Origin of the sequence: Chitinophaga sp. CF418 (assembly GCF_900142925.1) — a bacterium.
Classification (GTDB): Bacteria; Bacteroidota; Bacteroidia; order Chitinophagales; family Chitinophagaceae; genus Chitinophaga.
The window spans coordinates 108,678-127,553 of the sequence record NZ_FRCN01000020.1 but is presented as its reverse complement, the minus strand read 5'-3'; the positions used below and the strand labels follow the sequence as shown (position 1 = coordinate 127,553).

At 39.6% G+C, this 18,876-nt stretch carries 28 protein-coding genes; 13 read left to right on the top strand and 15 right to left on the bottom strand.

Annotated features, from left to right (window positions below; all coding sequences use genetic code 11):
- The 4 genes from F3I09_RS32580 to F3I09_RS32570 all read left to right on the top strand — a co-directional run.
- Positions 1-272, top strand: a 272-nt coding sequence (locus F3I09_RS32580; RefSeq protein WP_149698060.1) for a transposase domain-containing protein, incomplete at its 5' end; no start/stop codon positions are given.
- 90 nt (positions 273-362) lie between these two features.
- Entirely contained in the window at positions 363-566 is a 204-nt protein-coding gene (locus F3I09_RS34275) for a hypothetical protein (RefSeq protein ID WP_188134054.1), read from the top strand.
- An 85-nt stretch (positions 567-651) separates the two neighbouring features.
- Positions 652-1,254, top strand: a complete 603-nt coding sequence (locus tag F3I09_RS32575) for a hypothetical protein (RefSeq protein WP_149699241.1) — start codon at positions 652-654, stop codon at positions 1,252-1,254.
- 644 nt (positions 1,255-1,898) lie between these two features.
- Positions 1,899-2,177 (top strand): hypothetical protein, encoded by a 279-nt coding sequence (locus F3I09_RS32570; protein WP_149699240.1) that lies wholly within the window; start codon positions 1,899-1,901, stop codon positions 2,175-2,177.
- Positions 2,178-2,478: 301 nt separating this feature from the next.
- On the opposite strand, the gene F3I09_RS34270 is transcribed toward F3I09_RS32570, so the two are convergent.
- From F3I09_RS34270 to F3I09_RS32510, 13 genes are all read right to left on the bottom strand, one after another.
- Positions 2,479-2,616 (bottom strand): hypothetical protein, encoded by a 138-nt coding sequence (locus F3I09_RS34270; protein ID WP_188134053.1) that lies wholly within the window; start codon positions 2,614-2,616, stop codon positions 2,479-2,481.
- A gap of 74 nt (positions 2,617-2,690) precedes the next feature.
- Positions 2,691-2,972, bottom strand: a complete 282-nt coding sequence (locus tag F3I09_RS32565; protein WP_149699239.1) for a hypothetical protein — start codon at positions 2,970-2,972, stop codon at positions 2,691-2,693.
- Positions 2,973-3,187: 215 nt separating this feature from the next.
- Complete coding sequence (locus tag F3I09_RS32560) at positions 3,188-3,814, bottom strand: hypothetical protein (RefSeq protein ID WP_149699238.1); 627 nt, start codon at positions 3,812-3,814, stop codon at positions 3,188-3,190.
- Positions 3,815-3,937: 123 nt separating this feature from the next.
- Positions 3,938-4,369: a hypothetical protein gene (locus tag F3I09_RS32555; RefSeq protein ID WP_149699237.1), complete on the bottom strand. Its 432-nt coding sequence runs from the start codon at positions 4,367-4,369 to the stop codon at positions 3,938-3,940.
- A 58-nt stretch (positions 4,370-4,427) separates the two neighbouring features.
- A complete protein-coding gene (locus F3I09_RS32550) occupies positions 4,428-4,859 on the bottom strand; it encodes a hypothetical protein (RefSeq protein ID WP_149699236.1) in 432 nt (143 codons plus the stop codon).
- 54 nt (positions 4,860-4,913) lie between these two features.
- Positions 4,914-5,321 (bottom strand): hypothetical protein, encoded by a 408-nt coding sequence (locus tag F3I09_RS32545; protein WP_149699235.1) that lies wholly within the window; start codon positions 5,319-5,321, stop codon positions 4,914-4,916.
- Between the two features lie 25 nt (positions 5,322-5,346).
- Positions 5,347-5,886 (bottom strand): hypothetical protein, encoded by a 540-nt coding sequence (locus F3I09_RS32540; RefSeq protein ID WP_149699234.1) that lies wholly within the window; start codon positions 5,884-5,886, stop codon positions 5,347-5,349.
- A complete protein-coding gene (locus tag F3I09_RS32535; protein WP_149699233.1) occupies positions 5,820-6,221 on the bottom strand; it encodes a hypothetical protein in 402 nt (133 codons plus the stop codon). Before F3I09_RS32535 ends, F3I09_RS32540 begins: the two co-directional genes overlap by 67 nt.
- Before the next feature lie 81 nt (positions 6,222-6,302).
- Positions 6,303-7,157 carry a DUF3560 domain-containing protein gene (locus tag F3I09_RS32530; RefSeq protein WP_149699232.1) on the bottom strand — a complete coding sequence of 285 codons (855 nt, stop codon included), beginning with the start codon at positions 7,155-7,157 and terminating at the stop codon, positions 6,303-6,305.
- Positions 7,158-7,235: 78 nt separating this feature from the next.
- Entirely contained in the window at positions 7,236-7,706 is a 471-nt protein-coding gene (locus F3I09_RS32525) for a hypothetical protein (RefSeq protein WP_149699231.1), read from the bottom strand.
- Between the two features lie 48 nt (positions 7,707-7,754).
- Positions 7,755-8,258 (bottom strand): hypothetical protein, encoded by a 504-nt coding sequence (locus F3I09_RS32520; RefSeq protein WP_149699230.1) that lies wholly within the window; start codon positions 8,256-8,258, stop codon positions 7,755-7,757.
- A 60-nt stretch (positions 8,259-8,318) separates the two neighbouring features.
- On the bottom strand, positions 8,319-9,380 hold the full coding sequence (locus F3I09_RS32515) for a DUF932 domain-containing protein (RefSeq protein ID WP_149699229.1): 1,062 nt from the start codon (positions 9,378-9,380) through the stop codon (positions 8,319-8,321).
- A 188-nt stretch (positions 9,381-9,568) separates the two neighbouring features.
- The gene (locus F3I09_RS32510; protein WP_149699228.1) at positions 9,569-9,886 is read right to left on the bottom strand and encodes a hypothetical protein; all 318 of its coding nucleotides are present in this window, start codon (positions 9,884-9,886) and stop codon (positions 9,569-9,571) included.
- A 51-nt stretch (positions 9,887-9,937) separates the two neighbouring features.
- Here F3I09_RS32510 and F3I09_RS32505 point away from each other — a divergent pair, with 51 nt between their 5' ends.
- The 7 genes from F3I09_RS32505 to F3I09_RS32480 all read left to right on the top strand — a co-directional run bounded on the left by F3I09_RS32505 (position 9,938) and on the right by F3I09_RS32480 (position 14,492).
- Positions 9,938-10,621 (top strand): hypothetical protein, encoded by a 684-nt coding sequence (locus F3I09_RS32505; RefSeq protein WP_149699227.1) that lies wholly within the window; start codon positions 9,938-9,940, stop codon positions 10,619-10,621.
- A gap of 15 nt (positions 10,622-10,636) precedes the next feature.
- On the top strand, positions 10,637-12,025 hold the full coding sequence (locus F3I09_RS32500) for a hypothetical protein (protein WP_149699226.1): 1,389 nt from the start codon (positions 10,637-10,639) through the stop codon (positions 12,023-12,025).
- 135 nt (positions 12,026-12,160) lie between these two features.
- Positions 12,161-12,322, top strand: a complete 162-nt coding sequence (locus F3I09_RS34265) for a hypothetical protein (protein WP_188134052.1) — start codon at positions 12,161-12,163, stop codon at positions 12,320-12,322.
- A 152-nt stretch (positions 12,323-12,474) separates the two neighbouring features.
- Positions 12,475-13,140: a hypothetical protein gene (locus F3I09_RS32495; RefSeq protein WP_149699225.1), complete on the top strand. Its 666-nt coding sequence runs from the start codon at positions 12,475-12,477 to the stop codon at positions 13,138-13,140.
- A gap of 50 nt (positions 13,141-13,190) precedes the next feature.
- Positions 13,191-13,448, top strand: a complete 258-nt coding sequence (locus F3I09_RS32490; RefSeq protein WP_149699224.1) for a hypothetical protein — start codon at positions 13,191-13,193, stop codon at positions 13,446-13,448.
- A gap of 72 nt (positions 13,449-13,520) precedes the next feature.
- Positions 13,521-13,937 (top strand): hypothetical protein, encoded by a 417-nt coding sequence (locus tag F3I09_RS32485; RefSeq protein WP_149699223.1) that lies wholly within the window; start codon positions 13,521-13,523, stop codon positions 13,935-13,937.
- A 120-nt stretch (positions 13,938-14,057) separates the two neighbouring features.
- Positions 14,058-14,492, top strand: a complete 435-nt coding sequence (locus F3I09_RS32480) for a hypothetical protein (protein WP_149699222.1) — start codon at positions 14,058-14,060, stop codon at positions 14,490-14,492.
- Between the two features lie 71 nt (positions 14,493-14,563).
- Here the strand turns inward: F3I09_RS32480 and F3I09_RS32475 are convergent, their stop codons facing one another.
- Positions 14,564-15,031: a DUF805 domain-containing protein gene (locus tag F3I09_RS32475; RefSeq protein WP_149699221.1), complete on the bottom strand. Its 468-nt coding sequence runs from the start codon at positions 15,029-15,031 to the stop codon at positions 14,564-14,566.
- Positions 15,032-15,149: 118 nt separating this feature from the next.
- Positions 15,150-16,052, bottom strand: a complete 903-nt coding sequence (locus tag F3I09_RS32470) for a hypothetical protein (protein ID WP_149699220.1) — start codon at positions 16,050-16,052, stop codon at positions 15,150-15,152.
- Between the two features lie 794 nt (positions 16,053-16,846).
- Here F3I09_RS32470 and F3I09_RS32465 point away from each other — a divergent pair.
- Both F3I09_RS32465 and F3I09_RS32460 read left to right on the top strand, forming a co-directional pair.
- Positions 16,847-17,404 carry an RNA polymerase sigma factor gene (locus tag F3I09_RS32465; RefSeq protein ID WP_188134051.1) on the top strand — a complete coding sequence of 186 codons (558 nt, stop codon included), beginning with the start codon at positions 16,847-16,849 and terminating at the stop codon, positions 17,402-17,404.
- A 128-nt stretch (positions 17,405-17,532) separates the two neighbouring features.
- Entirely contained in the window at positions 17,533-18,678 is a 1,146-nt protein-coding gene (locus tag F3I09_RS32460; protein ID WP_149699218.1) for a FecR family protein, read from the top strand.
- Positions 18,679-18,876: the final 198 nt, after the last annotated feature.

Genomic DNA, 18,876 nt, shown 5'->3' with positions numbered 1-18,876 from the left:
AATTGTCCTATTATGTCAACGATGGTATGCTACATCCGGATAATAATCCGTGCGAGAGGAATATCCGTCCAGTGGCCCTGGGGCGTAAAAATTTTTTGTTCGCTGGAAGCGAGAAGGGAGCACAACGCCTTGCGATGTTATACAGCCTCATTGGAACGTGCGCTATGAACAATGTAAATCCTTTTGAATGGCTAAAAGATGTCTTCGATAGAATAAATAATCATCCAGTTAATAGGCTTAATGAACTCCTGCCACACAACTGGAAATCATGACATCAATTTTGCAAGCACTATAGTTTTATTGGTTTACCTCCAAGACGCTCTATCTCGAGTGCATACGTAAATCCTTTCTATTGCGGCATATTGTCACATTCTTTGTTAAATGGAGAACTGGTAGAGGGAAAGCACGAGAAACTGGTTAGCAGGGATATTTTTCTAGCAGCCAATGAAGAAAAGAATAAGGTAACACACGGCTTTGTACAGAATCCGCTTAATGAGGCATTGCCATTAAAGCTCTTTTATAAAGTGCGAAGCCTGCGACATGTATCTGAGAGGATATCTGGTTAAACGGAAAAACCTATACTATTATAAGTGTGACAACGGTAGCAAATGCTCCTGTCATATAAGCGCTAATAAATTGCACGAACGGTTTATGACTATCCTAAGTGAGGTAACTCTTCCTGAAAAATATATACCCCTCTTTCAGCTGCAACTGAGAAAGCTATTTACCACAGTAAATGAGGGCAAAGAGGAAACAGCAAAGGAATTTAGAACTAAACTAACGGAACTGGAACAAAAGATCGAAAATCTGGAGGAACGATATGTCGAGGGAAAGGTCAAGGAAGAGCTTTATGAAAAATTCATAATTAAATACAATGTCGAAAGGAAAGAATTGTTGGAAGAACTACAACCATCCCCGATAAACGCCTCGAACCTCGAAAAATATATCGATTTCGCTACCGATCGCGTTACAAAACCCGCGCTGGTGTGGGATCACAGCAACTATAAGGAAAAGCAAAGAATGCAGAAAATGATCTTTCCGGAGGGAATCCATTATAACAAGGAAAATGATCAACCTCGAACCGCAAAAATAAATCCATTATTCGCCCTCGTTGCAGACCTGACGGGCACTTCATACAAAGAAGAAACCCGACCTTTTGAGACTATTCTCAAGAAGTCGGGTTTGGTGATCCCGCTGGGACTTGCCAAGATGGGAAATAACCTTACTGGTGGCCAGTTTCAGAAGGCAAAATAAAAATGCCAACTAAAATGCCATATAACGATTATCGATTAAATAAAGACCTTAATCCGGTATAGTTTACCTTCCAAAATTATAACATTTATTTCAAACACACCTCTGTAGTTAAATAAATTAACGGTAGGGAATGGCCTTTCAAAAGCAAAGAATACATAAAGGGGGGCGTAATTTTATCCTCCCGCCGGGTCACGACTTTGGAGTGAGCAGGAAAGTATAGTCGGGGTTTAACCGACTGACATCTTGCCATTTGATGTCAAGAAAATGGGAGTTCAGGCGGGCTTGGCATCTTGCCCGCCTACGACTTAACACTATACTTGGCAACATTATGCCCTGATTGCTGCCGGTGTGCCGGGAGCAATCAGGGTCATAAAATAAAAGGCATTGACCGATGCCGGGCTGACCATGCCTGGCGTGGTCAGCGTAATTAGCCAGCGGGCATTGACCGCTGGCCAGCAAAACCGGGCCTGCGGGACCGGCGAAATATATACTTCCTGCTCTCTTCATCTTTACTACACATTTAAGTATCTGTTACCAAAGTTACACGCGGTAAACTGAGGTTGCAATCCCCCTTAGTTTTTTATAGGGATTAATAGCTCATTCATTCCCATATTTGATTCAGTGAAAACGTAATGTGAAAATGAATGAATGACAAAGAATTAGGGGCTGTATTGCTCGACACAGTGTTGAGCAGCCCAGGTATGAATGAAACAGTAAAAATTGACCTGAAAGTAAGCCGGAAAAATGCCCTTCTGCTGGGTAATATTATTGGCAAAGGAATTGACCCCAAAAACTCGCCCGGACTGCTGGATAACATCCCCAAAGATGCTGAGGAACAATTGTCCGAACTGGCGGCAGAGATCCTGCAAAAATCAGGGTTGACAGATCTCAATGAAAAGCTGAAATCATTCAGCACCAAGTAAAACCAACGGCAAGGGATAAAGCAAAAAAACTTTATCCCTTTTTTATTCCTCCCGATACCACTCCATAATATATATATGCTCAAACCAATTTCTAACAATCGCTAAAGGCAAAGACAAAAAGATCAGCAGCCGATGGTACAGACAATCACAAACATGCCCACAGGCAAAAGCGTCTGTGCCATCGGCTGCGCCAACGAAAATCCGGCCTCATCCATACTAGCAATGCGCATTATATAGAAACACAATTATACCAATTCCGATTAAAAGAATACGCAAGAGGCAACCGCTGCGTGAAGCACCATTACCCGGCATATCCCGGAGTAAGAACCCCACAACAATTAAAATAATTCCCAAACATTGCAGCGCCTTTGCGCTCATCAATAACAATAGCATAACCAATAATTTTAAAATTGAAAATAAACACCTGATTTTCTACCATCGTCAGCCAGGATAACAGCAGCCTGTAAATCCGTCACCTTTACCGGCATGCTTTGCAAATCATGAATCAACCGACTATCCATTTGTCTGTTTATTTAACTCAACGAAATAGCGGCCATTCTTATCGATCCAAAAATTAGTTTCCTCTTGATCATGTACTCTAGTTACAAAAATCATTTTGTAAACCAGGTCTATCAGCCTGTCACGGGACACAACATCCAAAGCTGTTACCGTTGGCTCCATACCATTCGTAACGCAGTACTCGCTAAATGCTGCAATTAGATACTGAGTTGTCAGACCTTGGCAAGCATTCAGAACCAGTTTCCTTTTCTCTTTACTTAGGTTTTCATTCCACATAAAAAACAGTTTAAATATTGATTAATACTAGCTCCTGTCATTTGGAGAGGCTTTTATTTTGTGCCAGAATATTCTCAAATATCTATTGGCTTTTTTGTTATGATACCTTGCAAGTTCCTTGAACATTTTACGTGCATACTTGCGCATTATTTCAATAGACTTTTTATCTAGCATGGATTTATAATTTTTCAGATTAAAAAAATGAATTGACAGCATTACATGAAAAACTGCTTAACCAGGTTGGAAAATTTCTTGCTGTTACTGCGGGCCTCGTATTTCATGATAAAATCAATCACAACCGACTGAGCCTTTCCGCGCATCAGCACCCGCGCAAATTTAGCCGGGTCGGTTACTATCTCGCTATGATCCGCAATCTTTGCATATAACTTTTTAACCAACTTCACCCACTTGCAAAAACGGTGTATATACCTGGCAGGCCACGCAAGTTTTATCGCTTCTTCCTTTTCAATTATCGCAGTGCAATATTCCGTCAGTCTGGCCACCAGGAAAGGCAACTCCTTTCTAAACTCAATAGCCAACAGCCTAACCTTTACGCTGTCGGTCATAAAAGCCGGGTAAAAACGTTCATCAGCAGGGTTGTCAGATAGCGTATACCTTTTAACGATCAGAGGGTTTTTGCTCAGAATGAGCTTGCCCCTTGATACACCACTTTGCGGTTTGCGGATGACGGAAAATACCGTTCCTGACTTACTAACAGTACTGTAAGCAGTCCCACTCCGCATATACCGGTTAACAGTTGCGGCCAAACGTGGTGCATCATGTGTCATGTTTGGAAAATGTAACAGACTTTGAGCAGCGGAATTTTTGTTAGAACGTTTCATGTTATTAAAATTTTGAGATTTAAAAAAATGATTCGTGGTAATGTGCAAAGCACTGCCAGGCGCCACTACCAGCGCGTTGGAGTTTTTGTGTCAATAAAATTTAATGATGAAAAATAAGTTGGATTAGAAATGCATATCTATATGCCTTTTTACTTCTATCAGCGTATCAAAAGTTATTTGATTAGGATTGTCGGGGTCAGTGTCCACTTTAAAACCGTCCTTTTCCTCAGTGAAAAACTTGTCATCATACAATCCAAAACCAATAATTCTACCCTGCGTGTCTCCTTCAATAACTGCCTCAGCAACAGATAAAGCAAGATCATAGTCTTGAACTAAGTTGTAATACAAGTTAACCTCCCGGCCCGCTATCAGTTCCACAGAGCCAACAATGTCCAGGCATTGACCCCCATACATTATGTAAGGTTCCGCTGACATGGGATTTTCGTGTTCAATGAGATACACTTCACCTTTATACCTTGCTAAAGTTTGACTGTTCATCCCATCATCAATATGATCAGCGGTACTTCCATCCTCCATTAAATATTTTAAAATCATTTCAGTAAATTTTTAAGATTGAGAAAATCAGTAATCAAAAGCAGCATTCACGGCACAACTATTTTTGACTGCGGTCTATATGCTCTTTTAGCTCAGTCATACTGCCAAACCTATATTGATCTATAAACTTATCTATAAGACAAAAGCCCGCTTCATCCTCCGTAAACATTACACCTTTATAGATCCCGAAAGCGATCGTTTTACAATCCTTTTCATCCCGTAAAGCCTGAATAGCGGCATTCCCACACTGTTCATACTCATCAATAGTATCCCAATAAAGTTTTATGGCGTTATAGCCAATGGAAATAATACTGCCGATGCACCTTAACTTACGCTTACCAATCTGTATATATACATGCCCGTCCCTGTCATCTTTAACCACATACTTTCTACGTCTATATAAAACAATCGGCTCTCCGTCTTTAGAATCTTCATCCAATACATCAGCAAAATTCCTGTTCTGAAAAAGAAATCGTTCTACCTTCATCATGTTAGATTTATCAGTTACGAAATAGCGGCATAAATCACGATCGAAAACAGATATTCAGTACGCTTCCCGCTCCCGTATAAATGCCCTCATGTCTTCAGCAGTTGGCAGACTTGTGAGTTCACCATCTTCAGAGATCAACCAAAAATCTTTTTTCAATTCAATAAAACACGTCCCACTATAGCAATGAAAAGCAACCGCATTTTCCAGCAAATGCTTTCGGATTGCAAGTCTCACATAAGGCAACAGCAGATCATAACCGTGAATGGTATTCCAGTACATCTTAATACCATAACCATCAACAACATCAGTGCAGCCAATGACCCGTAATATTTCCTGCTCCACTTTCAGAGTATAAGAACCGTCACCCACAGTAAGAAGATCACAGTTCAAACCATTATAAAACACAGTATTTTCATCTATGCATTTTGCCTCATGATCATTTTCCAAAATCATCGTTTGCATAAAAAAGAATTTAAAAGATCAATAATTAAAAAAAGCTATCCAGATAATCGCGCATCTCACCAATAGTTTGCTTTACTACTTTTTGACCATCATCTAACTGTGTGACAAAACCCTCGGTTTCTAATGTAAAAGCGACCGCATGATGAGCACCAAAAGCAAGTGTTTCACAATTTGGATGATCCTTTAAAATGCACTCGGCATCTAGTTCCGCTGCATTGTGTTCCGAACCATACCGCCAATACAGCATTACTTCCCGGCCTGCGATCAGATCAATAGAACCTTCAGCGAATAACAATTTTTCGCCAAGATCTATAAAGACCTCCATCTGTAGTGTATCGCTTACAAGGCTAAAGACATTACCCTTGTACATAACCATAGGAAAACCCTTACTATCCCACTTATCCGGTATAACATTAGCAGCAGTGCCATCTTCAAAATGATATTTTAAAATCATACCTATAAATTTTAAAAGATGAAAAAATAAAAAAATTCCAGCCACTACCAGGGTAAAATCTTTTGATAAAAAAGCAGCTTGACTGCCACATTGTATTGCGGATAGTTCCATAAGTCCAATAAAGCAATGCTTAACCGCTGAATAAAATCAGCAACGAACATATATAGCCGCTCATTGAACAACCCGGCAGCAAATTCTTGCACTAGATTTTCCAGCCTCACATGTCTTTCCTCTATGAGGATAGCAACATCATAGGCCAATCCAAGCCAATAATAAAAGGGTATATAGTCCGGAAACTTCCAGCTAATAGATAGTTCCTCTTGACGTTCAATAATGTCCTGACAATGCAGGGCCAACTTTTGCAACAGTTCCGGCATTAGATCAGGGAACAGATTAAACAGCAATGTCCCCTTATCCTCGTTTGAGAAATTTCTTAGTGCTTTCATAAGAAATTGATTTTGAAAATTCCTGATAATTAGATTGGGAATATTTAAAAGCAGGGGCAGGCAAGCTGCCCCAATATAGAATTAGGCGGCAGGTAAATAGATGATATCGTTATTGTCTTCCAATAAACTTGCTGGCGTTTTCAATTTCTCTGCAACATCATCCGGCAAACTTTGTACAATCTCTTTACCTAAAAAGAAAGACGAATTATTTAGATGCCTTTGCCAGGCGTTTTGTGAAGGGGCATATTTAAAACCGCGCTTTTTTAGCTGCTGGCGTACCTCTTCAGGAGGTTTTGAGCCAAAAAATATTTGTAAGCGGTTAGCCTCCCGGTTTTCTAAAATCCTGATCTCCTTTACTATCTCGTCCCTTGGCGGCGTAGCTTCCATTCTTTCCATGTCTGCAATTCGCTGCTTTACTCTGCGGATCTCTGAATTATTATTGCTCAATTCAAAACGCGCATAGCCTGGACCGCCAAACCGGGACAGACTTGATATCTCATCCCATAACTCAGGGGTTGCAGTTGGTAAAGTCAGAAAACCTGCTTTATCTCTCTTTTTTAAAAAAACGTTGGCCTTCTTCATAAAGTCCTGATTGCGCTCTAAACCAGACAGTTTATCCCTTAGCTTTACAAGCGCCTCTGGATCATCAGAAAAAATACTATTGTTGTTCGCTATCATTTCTGCTTTATCAGCATAATATTTGGCGGCTTCCTGTTTCTGGACAGACTGGCCCAATTTATTCCAAGCTTTGTTGCGAAAATTACGGTCAGATTTTTCGGAATAGTGACCGATTAAAATAGGCTGTCCCGGAGGGATACAGGCATACATTCTTGCTGATTCCGTATATAACATGTTAGATTGATGCTGACTTTTTTCAGCCATTTCTAAAGCATAATTGATACGGTTCTCTTTACGTTCTTGAAAATTGTGTTTCATTTTATAATGATTTAGAAGTTAAAAAATTGAAGGAATAAACGGATAGGGGTAACCGGGAAAAAGCATTTAAATAGCTGATTACAACGGCGGTACCTCGTTAACTTTAGCCTTCTGAAAATCTGGCAACTCATTAATGATAGCCATCTGAACCTGAGCAATTAATTTATTTAGAAACTTCACCGCGTCCTCATCCACGGCATATATGGGATTTCCTGCGCGGATGATGCAATCCACATTAATACCCTCGCGTATAAAAAGCAACCATTTTAAGAACTGGGCAGCAGGAATGTTAAAAGTTACCAGGTCAAGAAAGGTAACTTGGCATTTAGGAAATTCACCCGGCGATATATTTTCCCGATCTGCCCAATGGCTTACATATGTTCTATAATTCAGAATCTCCCAGCGGGTCACATACTGTTCTATTGCCGTTTCCGATAGCTTCAAGCAACATTCATAAAAATTATCGTTTACAATGTTGTTGCGGCTTGCCAGATACATTTTGCTGGCAACATGGCGCAAAACATCCTTATTCACGATCTTTATCGACATAACCTTGATTTTAAAAATTCAAGAAAAAGGAAGGGATAAAAAGACCCATCAATTCAGTGAATAACTGAATTCAAAAACAGGCTGCAATTCCTGCTCATCATTATTATTCGGCAATTCTCCCCACGGTGCCGCCTGGTATTCCGGTGTACTTTCAACTATGGACGTTAATACATCAGTTATTAACCTGTCTAATAACTTTACAGATTCTTTCAATTCATCATTAATAGGCAATCTTGCCTTCTCTAGGTTAGGAATTGAAATATTTTGTCTGATGCACTGCAGCCATTTAAGAAAAACTACAGTTGTGAAATTGTCACCACCATTGCAGCGCTTCATCGTACAGCGGCTTAAATGACAATCTTTTTTGTAAGCAACGAAGTAAGTCAACTGGTTTAAACCATACCAGTTATTTACCATTACATCAATAGCCTGAAAGCTCATGCCGCGAAAGCATTTAAACCGACTGTATTTAACTGCATGATCACCAGATTCCAGAAATAGCATATAAGCAACCCGGTCATATACCGCTTCTTCAACACATAGAACAGACATAACATTGATTTTAAAAGATGAGAAGAAAGGCGGGGCTATACACCCCGCCGGGATATAGAATCATGACAACACGGCATCAACGCCGGAATTAAAAACATTGTTACAGATATCAAAAGCAGCCTGGGCGCGTTTTTGGGCTGTTCCATCATACAAGATGGAATCAACTTTGCTTTCATTGTCCTTATACTTCTTTACATTCTGGTAATAACCAGTAACAGCATTATACAGCCCAAACAAAGTGCCCTCTGTGGTTTCCATAGTTTGAGTGCCATCAACACGGGCATACCTATTCACATCATTGCATACATTTTTAAAAGCGGTGGAGAGTTCACTAGTCTTTCCAGCTTTAATTAACTGCAATGTGTCTTTAGGTGCCATAGCCCGCTGAATGAGCATTTCAGTCTGTCTGTCAGTAACCCGATATTTTGACCACGCATTGAACCGATCCTGCATAGAATCCGCTAAAGTGTTGGTAATACCCATTAATTTGTGCGCCTGTTCTAAACGATCCTTAGCGCCTTGCGTATGACGGATCTTTATACAGTTGGTCATATTCTTCAGCGCGGCATTGAGTGTATTATTGCACACAATGCGCACAGGGGTAAAAGCTGCCATTATACTGCCACTGCCATCATGACTTGTGGTTAAAAAAAGATATTTGTCTATCAGGTCATCATTGCCCACACGGATATAACCCGGAAGTTTGGCAGTAATAAAAATACGTTCACCGTTTCCCAGCGCTCCGGCAGTCTCATATAAAATACCATCCCCGCCTATTATACTGTCAAAAAAAGAGAATGCATCCCGGTTCTGTATGATCTCATAATCCTTACCCACTACGCCCAATACCTGATTGGTATCAGTTCGTACAGTCGCAAACGTATCAGGAATGTCTAAGCTGATGTTCCGGTAATTGATGCCGTCAGGGGTAGACACCATCCCGTTAACCTGCGTAAATAATGCAGATTTCACTACGTCGAAATCAAGACCAGCAAAAACCAGAGCTTCCGCGCTTGTGGGGTAATCAGCTACGATCTTTCCTAGTCCGTGCCATGCTTTTTGCCTGGTAGAAAAAAAGCTGTATTCGCCTGTCAGTTCGTTAAAATTGAGATTGTGTGCCATGATCAAAACATTTAAAAGATTAGGTGAATAAATTTTTCAAATCAATTTGTCCTAACACTCGCTCCGTTCCTGTCATGTTTTTCCCGCCGAACGGGTGATTAAGACATCTTTTGAGGAACGACACTTTCCTGGTAAATAAAAAGCATGCTTTTTCCGGTCGCCGGAAAAAGTCCATGCCCGAAAAAAAATCAAAGATGTAATGGAGCTTTTTTCAGCCAGGAAAGTGTCGTTCCTTCGATGTTCTTAATCACCCGGTTGGTGGGAAAACATAGTTTTCCCAAATGCAGCGGCCGCCGCCTCGCGGCTGCACCACGCTGCCCGCCTTCAAAGAAAAACGCGCCCTGAATTGAAGGCGGGACGAATAAAGAAAGCCCGTCTCGCTTTTGCGAACGGGCTGCAACTGTAAAGGACAAACGATAAGAAATGACAAATAGAAAAGAGAAAGAAGAACGGAGCGTCGCAACGGTGGCTACATAGAAAGGAAAGCCGACCTCAAGAAAAAACAAGCAGCCCAAAATAAATAGAAAAAACAGTATTTTGCTGTAATAATCACCACCATGAAACGCGATCTTTTACGAATACTATTTATCTCAGCCATCTCTGGCATTGTTATCACTGTAGGCGTATACTTCTTTCTTAAACCAGCATTTATTGCCAGTCTTAATCTAACGGAGAAGGACAAAGTCGGAACAGCGATAAGTGGGTTAACAGCCCCGGTAATAGGGCTTATCTCTACTGTTCTACTTTACCTAGCGTTAAGCAAACAGACAGAGTCAAATAACGAACAAATGTTAAAAAATGAAAGTGATATTATATTTCTGCTGATTAATCAATTAGAAAGCGAAATTAACTCGTTTACTTTTTCCATAAATCGCACTAGTAATGGTGTGCGTGCAAAAGAAAGCGATACCGGGTTTGTAGGCTTACATAACTTTTGCCTCTCTTGCAATAGCGATACTGGCTGGGGTGAACCACTCTCTGCGGGAGAACGACGCTTTGATCATATCTTTGAGGCAATGCAGTTAATGCTAATTATAGAGTCATATTTAATTGTTGAAAACCGAATCAATGTCGCTAATTTAAAAGTAGACATTAAACAATTAATCAACTCAAAACTAAGGTTGTATTACGACTTGAAGCTGAGAGACGGAATGGTGGTTTTGGTTAAAGCTTTTAAACGATATCAGATTGACGAACAAGAAATTCCGAAGAGAGTTATTGAATTTGTACAAACCAGATAAAAAAACAACTGCGCGATGGCATATTCTATTAACATTGAAACATTTGGTGAACTTATTGAAGACTTTCTGGTAAATACATTCAACAATATTGAAGTCGCTGGGTCAGTTTCTGCCAGAGAGGAAGGGAATATAAACTATATACAAATCGACCTTCCTGTTATCGAAGACTGGGACCAGGACGCCAAAAGTTTAATCAATAAAATTCGTAACAATTTAGCGGCCTTATTCAAGGAAAAACCACTTTCCTTATATTACACAGTTAAGTTTAAAAACTTGACAATTGATATTAGAACAGCCAATTCTGATAATAATCGCTCCGAAACCATTCAACTTTTTTATACTCAGCAGAAAATTGGGCAGCCAATAAAGGAGGATAATTTTATCCTGGCTTGGGCTAAGAAGCACTGGGAAATCTGTACCGTGGTTATTGTTACAATACCATTGGCGGTTATTTCTTTCATATTTCTCAATAACAACCCAGGTAAGCAGGCAAATTTTGAAAACGGCATATCTCAGGTCAATATTTTTGCGGGCATCATGGGCGCTTTCGCATTATCATATGTAGCAAGTAAGATCATAGCTGTAAAGCAGGAGAAGCTTTCCCGTGTTCCAGCAATCAGGGATCTATGCTACAAGTTAACTTGTTTCAGGAGAATATGCTATCATCTGCGTACAGATAACCAGTTCTGGGACGATTCTGAGAGTTATCGCTATGCAAAGTCAGTTTCCGACCAAATATCATATGAAGATGCGCAGTTTCCTGATTACGACAACGAGGCTAAGTATGCACATTATCGATCGCTAATTGTGAATGAACGACATGATACTAGGATTATCTTGTTTTATTTACAACTCGCTATGTTTGCAGACGAGGAATTCGACAACGATCCGAACCTTTCTTGGAGAACTTACCCACCTTTTATCATTTACAGTCACGATCAGATTAGCAGATATACGACATTTCTAGATTATAATGAGTTTTGGAATTGCATTGACAATAATAAGATTCGCTTCAATTATCAACACAACAGATTTCACATCGATCCTATTGAGGATGCCGCTACACGTTACAACTCGATAGGTAAAAAGGAAAAATTTTCGGAGGAATTGCTATTAGGTATCGCTTCCGATGTTCAAAACAAAGTCATCCTGGATCTCTACCATCTTACAAAATTGAACGAAGCGAAGTTGCCCTACTTAATTGTTTACCTTCTTGTTATTACATCTGCAATGATGACCTTTTCAGTAGTTTATCCTTTGCTGGTTAATATATTTACTGATAACTTTATCCTCAAAAATCTTAATGGATTTATGATACTTGGGCTGATCTTAGATATGGTCGTGAGGTTGCCAAAATTGCTTTCAAAAGAAAATACACTGTTAAGGCCGGATGACTATAGATAGAAGCTAACGACCATTCCCATGACCAATGACATCAACGGCCATGAGATATGACAAATACCTACGCAAGCAACAAACTTACACACCCTGGCAGAAACAGATAAACTCAAACTCGTCTACCACTACGAGCACGGCTATTTGACACGCAATAAAGAAGAGAAAGCAACAGCCCTGGGTTGGTTTTATGGCAATCCTGCATCTGGCACCATAGAGATAAAACAAGCGATGGGCTATATCGGAAGGATTGGGATTGAGCATCATTCGGAAGGCAAGGCTAATAATACGATCGTCATTTTCTGAGCGCGTATTAACAGCACATTAACAGCTGCATATATTCAGATACTTAACTTCGCAGGGTAATCATTACCAAACAAACACTGCGAATCAGAAAATGGCTATTAGGCTATGCAAGGCGGCATACGGTGTCATCTAGCCTTCTTAAATTTCCGTCAATGAAACAAGTATACCATCTAAAATGGATCGACTCCTTAATAACAAATGAACTCAATCCCAGTAAAGCTGATCTTTCATCAATACCGCCCCAACAGATTGAACTCCTTTGTTCACAAATTCCAGTCGAAATTGAGAAGATTAAATTTCTCATATTCAACCAGATCTTTCGACTAAAGAGCAAAGAACATTTAGGCCTACTGATAAAAATGTACCGATCTTCTTTAGAATACTTGTTAATCACGGCTGCAGAACATACAAATACCATTACACTTTCCCTACAAAATGAGGCATTACCATCCTTTTATAACAAAATTATTGTTGGTTTGGAAGAACTTTCATCATTTATCACAGGTCGGTTTTCTGCCCTGATCCAGACAGACAACAGTTCAGGCAACAACACGCCGGTTCCCAGGGATAAAGTCACTTGTACACTATCAGTAGATCAAATAGGCATTTTTATCCGTGCAGGAGTAGAAACGGAACTCATCATAGGAAAATCCTTAAGCAAAGTATTTAAAGAAATGATTCCGCAGATATCTACACCAAACAGAAATGACATTTCATGGGAAAACGCACGCAGAAAATCATATGCATGCGAACGCAATGATCAAAACGTTCTAATTTCTAAATTGGAGTTGATAATCAAAAAAATAAAGGAATACTAATGATAGGAAGCAGATCTGCAAGTCTATACCACATTAAAAAACCGAATAAGATGCCAACGAAAGAGCGGAAAAATGATTTCATTCAATTGGGACTACTCTTGCCCTTCCTGTATCTGTATTCACTGCTGGCAATCAACTTCTTTGAGATCGGGTACTTTCACGTATTGAATATCCCGCTTCAATTGATCAGAGTAGAACTGCAAAACAATAGCTATTACATCTTCATATTTCTGGTTGTAGTTATATTCCTGTTTACTATAGTGGAAATTGCTAAAAATACCTTTACCACCATACGTAAAGGCAAATAATGGCTCAAGCTCATCGGCATAAATATTCTTCTTCTTATCTTATGTTCCGGAGTTGTTTTATTCTATAGATCAATGTTCGATATTTTCTTTATTCCCCTCTTTCTGGTATTGATTTATGGTACAGTCGCTTTCCTCACGGGAATGAAAATGGGAAAAGAAAATATGCCGAAAAGCATACTGGAATGGTTGGTAGTTACTCTTGGTAAGTGGTTTGGTCCTTTACTTATGGTCACTTCTTCGAGTTGCATCTTGTCCTTGGCAGTAGGGAGATTTACCGGGGCCTTAAAACGTGCCGAAATGAAAGAATATCAAAGAAAGGTATTGCTGAAGTCCTATGAAGAATTCTCAATATATGGGAAGGTCGATAGCCTTAATGGCAGAGAAGTGCTATCGCTGTTCATGACCGATTCCAAAGTAGATACCCTGCTTATGGATAGAATCTCGGCAGAACATCAGGTAAGCATACAAGCTATTATTGATCAACAATAAATTGATCACCCACGTCAAATGTTTTCATGCCCTTAAGACAAATTGTGTATATATCATTATTTTGGCACTTACGGAATCGAATAATACCATTTCCCGTAACTTTACATAAAGCGACAAGGCATGGAAATAGATCGCGAACTATTCTTGCTAATCCAAACAGGCGAATATCGGATCATTGCAGAGACTGACAAGCTGCAGCTGGTGCACCAACACGAGAAAGGATTCCTGCTTAATAAAGTAAATAAACTGGCCTACGCACTCGGTTGGTTTTACGGTGATCCCACCTGCGGTATCATAGATCCGCAAAACCAATGGGCAACAATAGCGGGAACGGACCTTTTTGTGCTATGGCGCAATGATGAAGTAATACCTTTGTCGTTCAACAATGCACATCAAATGAAGCTCGATAACCCAGGTAAAGTGTTAATTCTAACCGACCCTTGGACCGAAGATTCAGCAATTTGGAGTTTTGATGTTCAAACCAGACTGTTTGAGAAGATGAAAGACTTTCCAGAGTACAGGGAGCGCGAATACACAGAAGATATCATTTGGTGATACTGGCCCATATGTGAAACAGTTTCTTATCAAAGACAGGATATTACTAGCTGGAAAGTGAAATGGAGATACTATCTAATGTCTTTTTTTCCTATGGAATCTATTTCCTCATTTAACGAAACTACCGGACCATTCTTCGGTTGAGAATTCGGCATCCCGTATTTATTAGCAGTCGGAAATCCCTCTTGAGACAGCATTTTAAGCACGTAAAAAGGAATAAGCTGCCACCAGCCACTTTTCTCAAAGTCGTGGCAGCGTTTGGCCCCCTGTGCCAGTAAAAGCCAGTAGCAAGGGATAATATGACTAACCGCCCATAAAGAGCCGGGATCAATACCAACTCTTGACATTATAAGGTTAATAGCCATAAAAACCAACCAAGTAATGGCATACTCAGGCCTGCCAATTCTGTCTTTAAAAGAAAACGGACTTTTAAACATAATCGTATTCTGAATTGAACAATTAGAAAGCAATAACCGTTGCCGTATGCCAGGCAATTTAAAGGAAATCCTTACAGTTCCCTGGACAGCAACATCAGCCATTTATACCTTAAACATCAATACGCAGGAATACATCAAGGATAGAGACTTTCTCGATTACTACGGGGAGCCGTACGCAGATCACCTAATCTGGTAATCCCCAAAAGTACGGTTATTATTCTCAAGGCTTTTCAACAGGAAATATTATATCAAACCGCATCACTTCAATACGATTACCGATTGAATCAGTGACATTGATAAAAATATACTTATCATTAAAGTACTCAACATACCAGGTTTCTACTTTAGGGTTACGGGCATGGACTTGCTGAATAATATAATCATTGTTTTTCAAATCGGTTGGGAGCAAAAAAGATTCGTGAAAAATCGGCGCAATGAAGATGACAAATCCGACAATTCCCCCCAATACAAGGCACTTAAGTGTTTCTTTGATGACCACTACATAATCATTAATGACATTCAATGCCCATCCCTGGATAAAAAAAACTGCATTAATTGTTCCAATAAATGCTACGCTGATCAATCCCAAGCCCGTCACCCAAACCACATAATCTATCGCAGTTAGCGTCTTTCCGGAAATATTCCTCGACATTATTGGCCATATAAGGCAATAAAACGCAAAGATAATAAGCCCTATCAGAGCAGCCAGTTTCAAATAAGAATATATTTTCACTCTAAGTGTCTGCCGAATTCTAGATACGTAAAATATCTTATTTTCTGTTTTATCGCCATTTAGTATCGCTACAATTTCTGGAAATTTAGTGCCGTCAAGCATAGAATTATCATAGGATAAAATCAAATAGGACAAGTATAGCAACCAACATATAAATCCACATAGTGAAAGTATAAATAAGATCAGCAATCCATCAGATACTAATTGTGTAATAGAAAAAAATCTTAAAAAGGATGTACCAATACTTAGCAGCTCCATCATTTGCCATATACCACCAACTACCGTGGGGACCACAATAAGCGCCTTTGTGTTTTCCTTAAGAAGAGTAAAATTAAGTTCTTGCTCAAAAAATTTCATCTCATCTGTAATTTTTAAACTTTCTCCAAACAAACCAAGTAGTTTATTTGCATCGTGCTCATAAGCTATAAGAACATTATCTTATTAGCAAGTCAACAAAGAGAGGGAATGTACCAAATTTAAAAAGCCCCCTGGTTAATGCCTTGTTAATCGCCTGAAATAAAGGATCGACAACATTTTTATTGTTGGTAAAACAATTTAACCAAGGCGAAGCCATCTGCTCCGCCTTGGTTCATGTTTCAGGACGCGATCAAATGAACTATCATCCAACAAATTGGCAAGATGGGCGATATAGTGAACGATACACTATAATCGCCCTTAGCGAAAATAACTGTCATACAAGAAATTGTTTAGTGGAAAAGATAATAAGACAAGCGTTGTACACCCGCTTGCTTTGCTAGAGCCAGTCCCCAACTCTAGAGGTTTGTAATAACCTTATAAAACACGTGACATTAACCTGCCTATTTATTTAATCTGTAACTTTTTTTTCAAGGCATTTTGTTCATTACAATAGCTAAGCCAATTCCAGCCCTAAAAACCTTTCTCTTATAGAACGTAAATGCACTGCATTAACAACGCATTAACTTCTCGGTTGTCTTTTTAGTCAACGGATTGCTGGAGATTTGCAAAAGAGTGCAAATACAGCTATTATCTTATTGATTGTCGTATCATCATTTTAACTATGCATAAGTTGTAAATCAACAATTAACTTTATAACTTAGAGTTAAAATATAAAGGCAAATTATAATATTTACGATCAACACTACGAGGGTGTATTTCAAATGAGTTCACGGTATAAACAATATAATGATATTCAGCTCTCCGAATTGGTAGTTCAGAACGATACCCATGCCTTTGAAGAATTCTACAACCGCCACTGGCTAAAATTGTATCTATTTGCTAAAAAACGGCTCAATACCAAAGAAGAAGCAGAAGATGTAGTACAGGAAGCATTCATGAAGCTATTCCAGAAACTGCCCAGTGTTCATGCAGAACAGTCTTTGGTGCCTTACCTTTACGAATCACTACGTAGAACCATTATTGATCTGTTCCGGCGCGGTAAACGCAAGGAAGAAGTTATTGGTAGTTTCCGCGAATATTATGAGAAAGGTGTTTATGATACCGACAACCAGGTACACTACAACGAACTAGAACGGTTAATCGAAGAAGAGATTAATAGCCTGCCGCCCCAAATGCGCAAGATCTATGAAATGAGCAAGAAAAAGTTCATGAGTAATGTAGAAATTGCCGAACAACTTAACATTACTGAAGAATCTGTAAAAAAGCAGCTGTACCGCGGTATACACAAGCTGCGTAGCGGTTTAGGCCGCAAGTTTTGGCTCAATATCATCATCATTACTGTTTGGATTAACCGCAGCCTATAACCCAGTTTCCAATTATGTTCTATATAAGTTAAGACCATGTTAAATAGATTTAAAATAAATTTAACATAGAGTACCACTTTTCTTGTCCCCATTCGTGTATCTATTTAACCACCCCATAGTTTTTAGAAATGACTGATAACGAAATCATATTAATGCTGGAGAGGTACAGCAAAGGCGAAAGTAGCCCTGAAGAAGCTGCAGCGGTTGAAGCCTGGTTTAACCAGTATACAGCTAAAGCAACTGCCGAGGCAGACCTTACAGATATTGTTGCCGCACGCAACCGCATTTGGCAGAGCATTGGCGTAAGGCATAAACCTGTGGTTAAGCTATTCGCTGTTGTTCGTTACGCAGCCGCAGCCTTAATAGTTATTGGGGGTATTACCTGGTTTTATATTAATCATAACAATAATTCCATTCATAAAACATTAACCGCTCAAGAAATTTTGCCGGGTGGTAATAAGGCAACACTCACCCTGGCAAACGGTAAAAAGGTCAGTTTAAACGCCCAGAACGACACGATTGCCATCGACCCGGCTTTGGGCGTACTGATCTCTAACGATACCGCTAGCGGTATCGTTACCTTTAAGTATCAAAACCGCAAAACGGAAGGAGCCAACAGAGAGACAAACAGTTCCAACACAATCAACACGCCAACCGGGGGGCAGTATAAACTGCAATTACCCGATGGGACTAACGTTATCCTAAACGCATTAACCCAAATTACATTCCCTTCCCGTTTTGTTGGCAGTACACGAGAAATAACCCTTATAGGGGAAGCTTATTTTGAAGTAGCGCACGATCCCCGTCATCCCTTCCGGGTAAATACAGCCGACCAGCAGGTTGCTGTTCTTGGTACCCATTTTAATGTAAGCGCATACCCGCAGCAACCCACTAAAACTACACTTACGCAAGGCCGCATAAAATTAACCCAACCCTCTACAGGCGAAAGCCAACCATTAAACCCGGGGCAACAAGCCGAGCTTATATCACGCGGATTTAATGTAAAGGAAGTAATAGCCTCTGATGAAATAGCATGGATTGATGGAATGTTTATTTTTTCAAACACCCCTATAAAGGAAGCAATGCAGCAAATAGCCAGGTGGTATGATATTGAGGTTAACTATCAAAGTTTGCCCAATGTGCAACTGCAGGCCGTATTATCGCGCAAGCTTACTTTAGCACAGGTTTTAGATGCTATACAATTCAGTAATGATTACGAATACAAAATCAATAACGAAAGGAGGCTAGAATACGTACGTAAAAAGGGACAATAATACAACAACCAAAATTTGGTAAATAACCTATAAAAACAAACCGACCCTGTTGCATCAGGATCGGCAAAAGTTGTTTGCAGTTATTTTACCGTTCAAGACAGCTAAATACTAACCAACCAACAACTAAATCACAAACATATGAATTATTTAATTCATACAGCCAGTGCTATGCGCATAATTATGCGAAAATGCCGATAT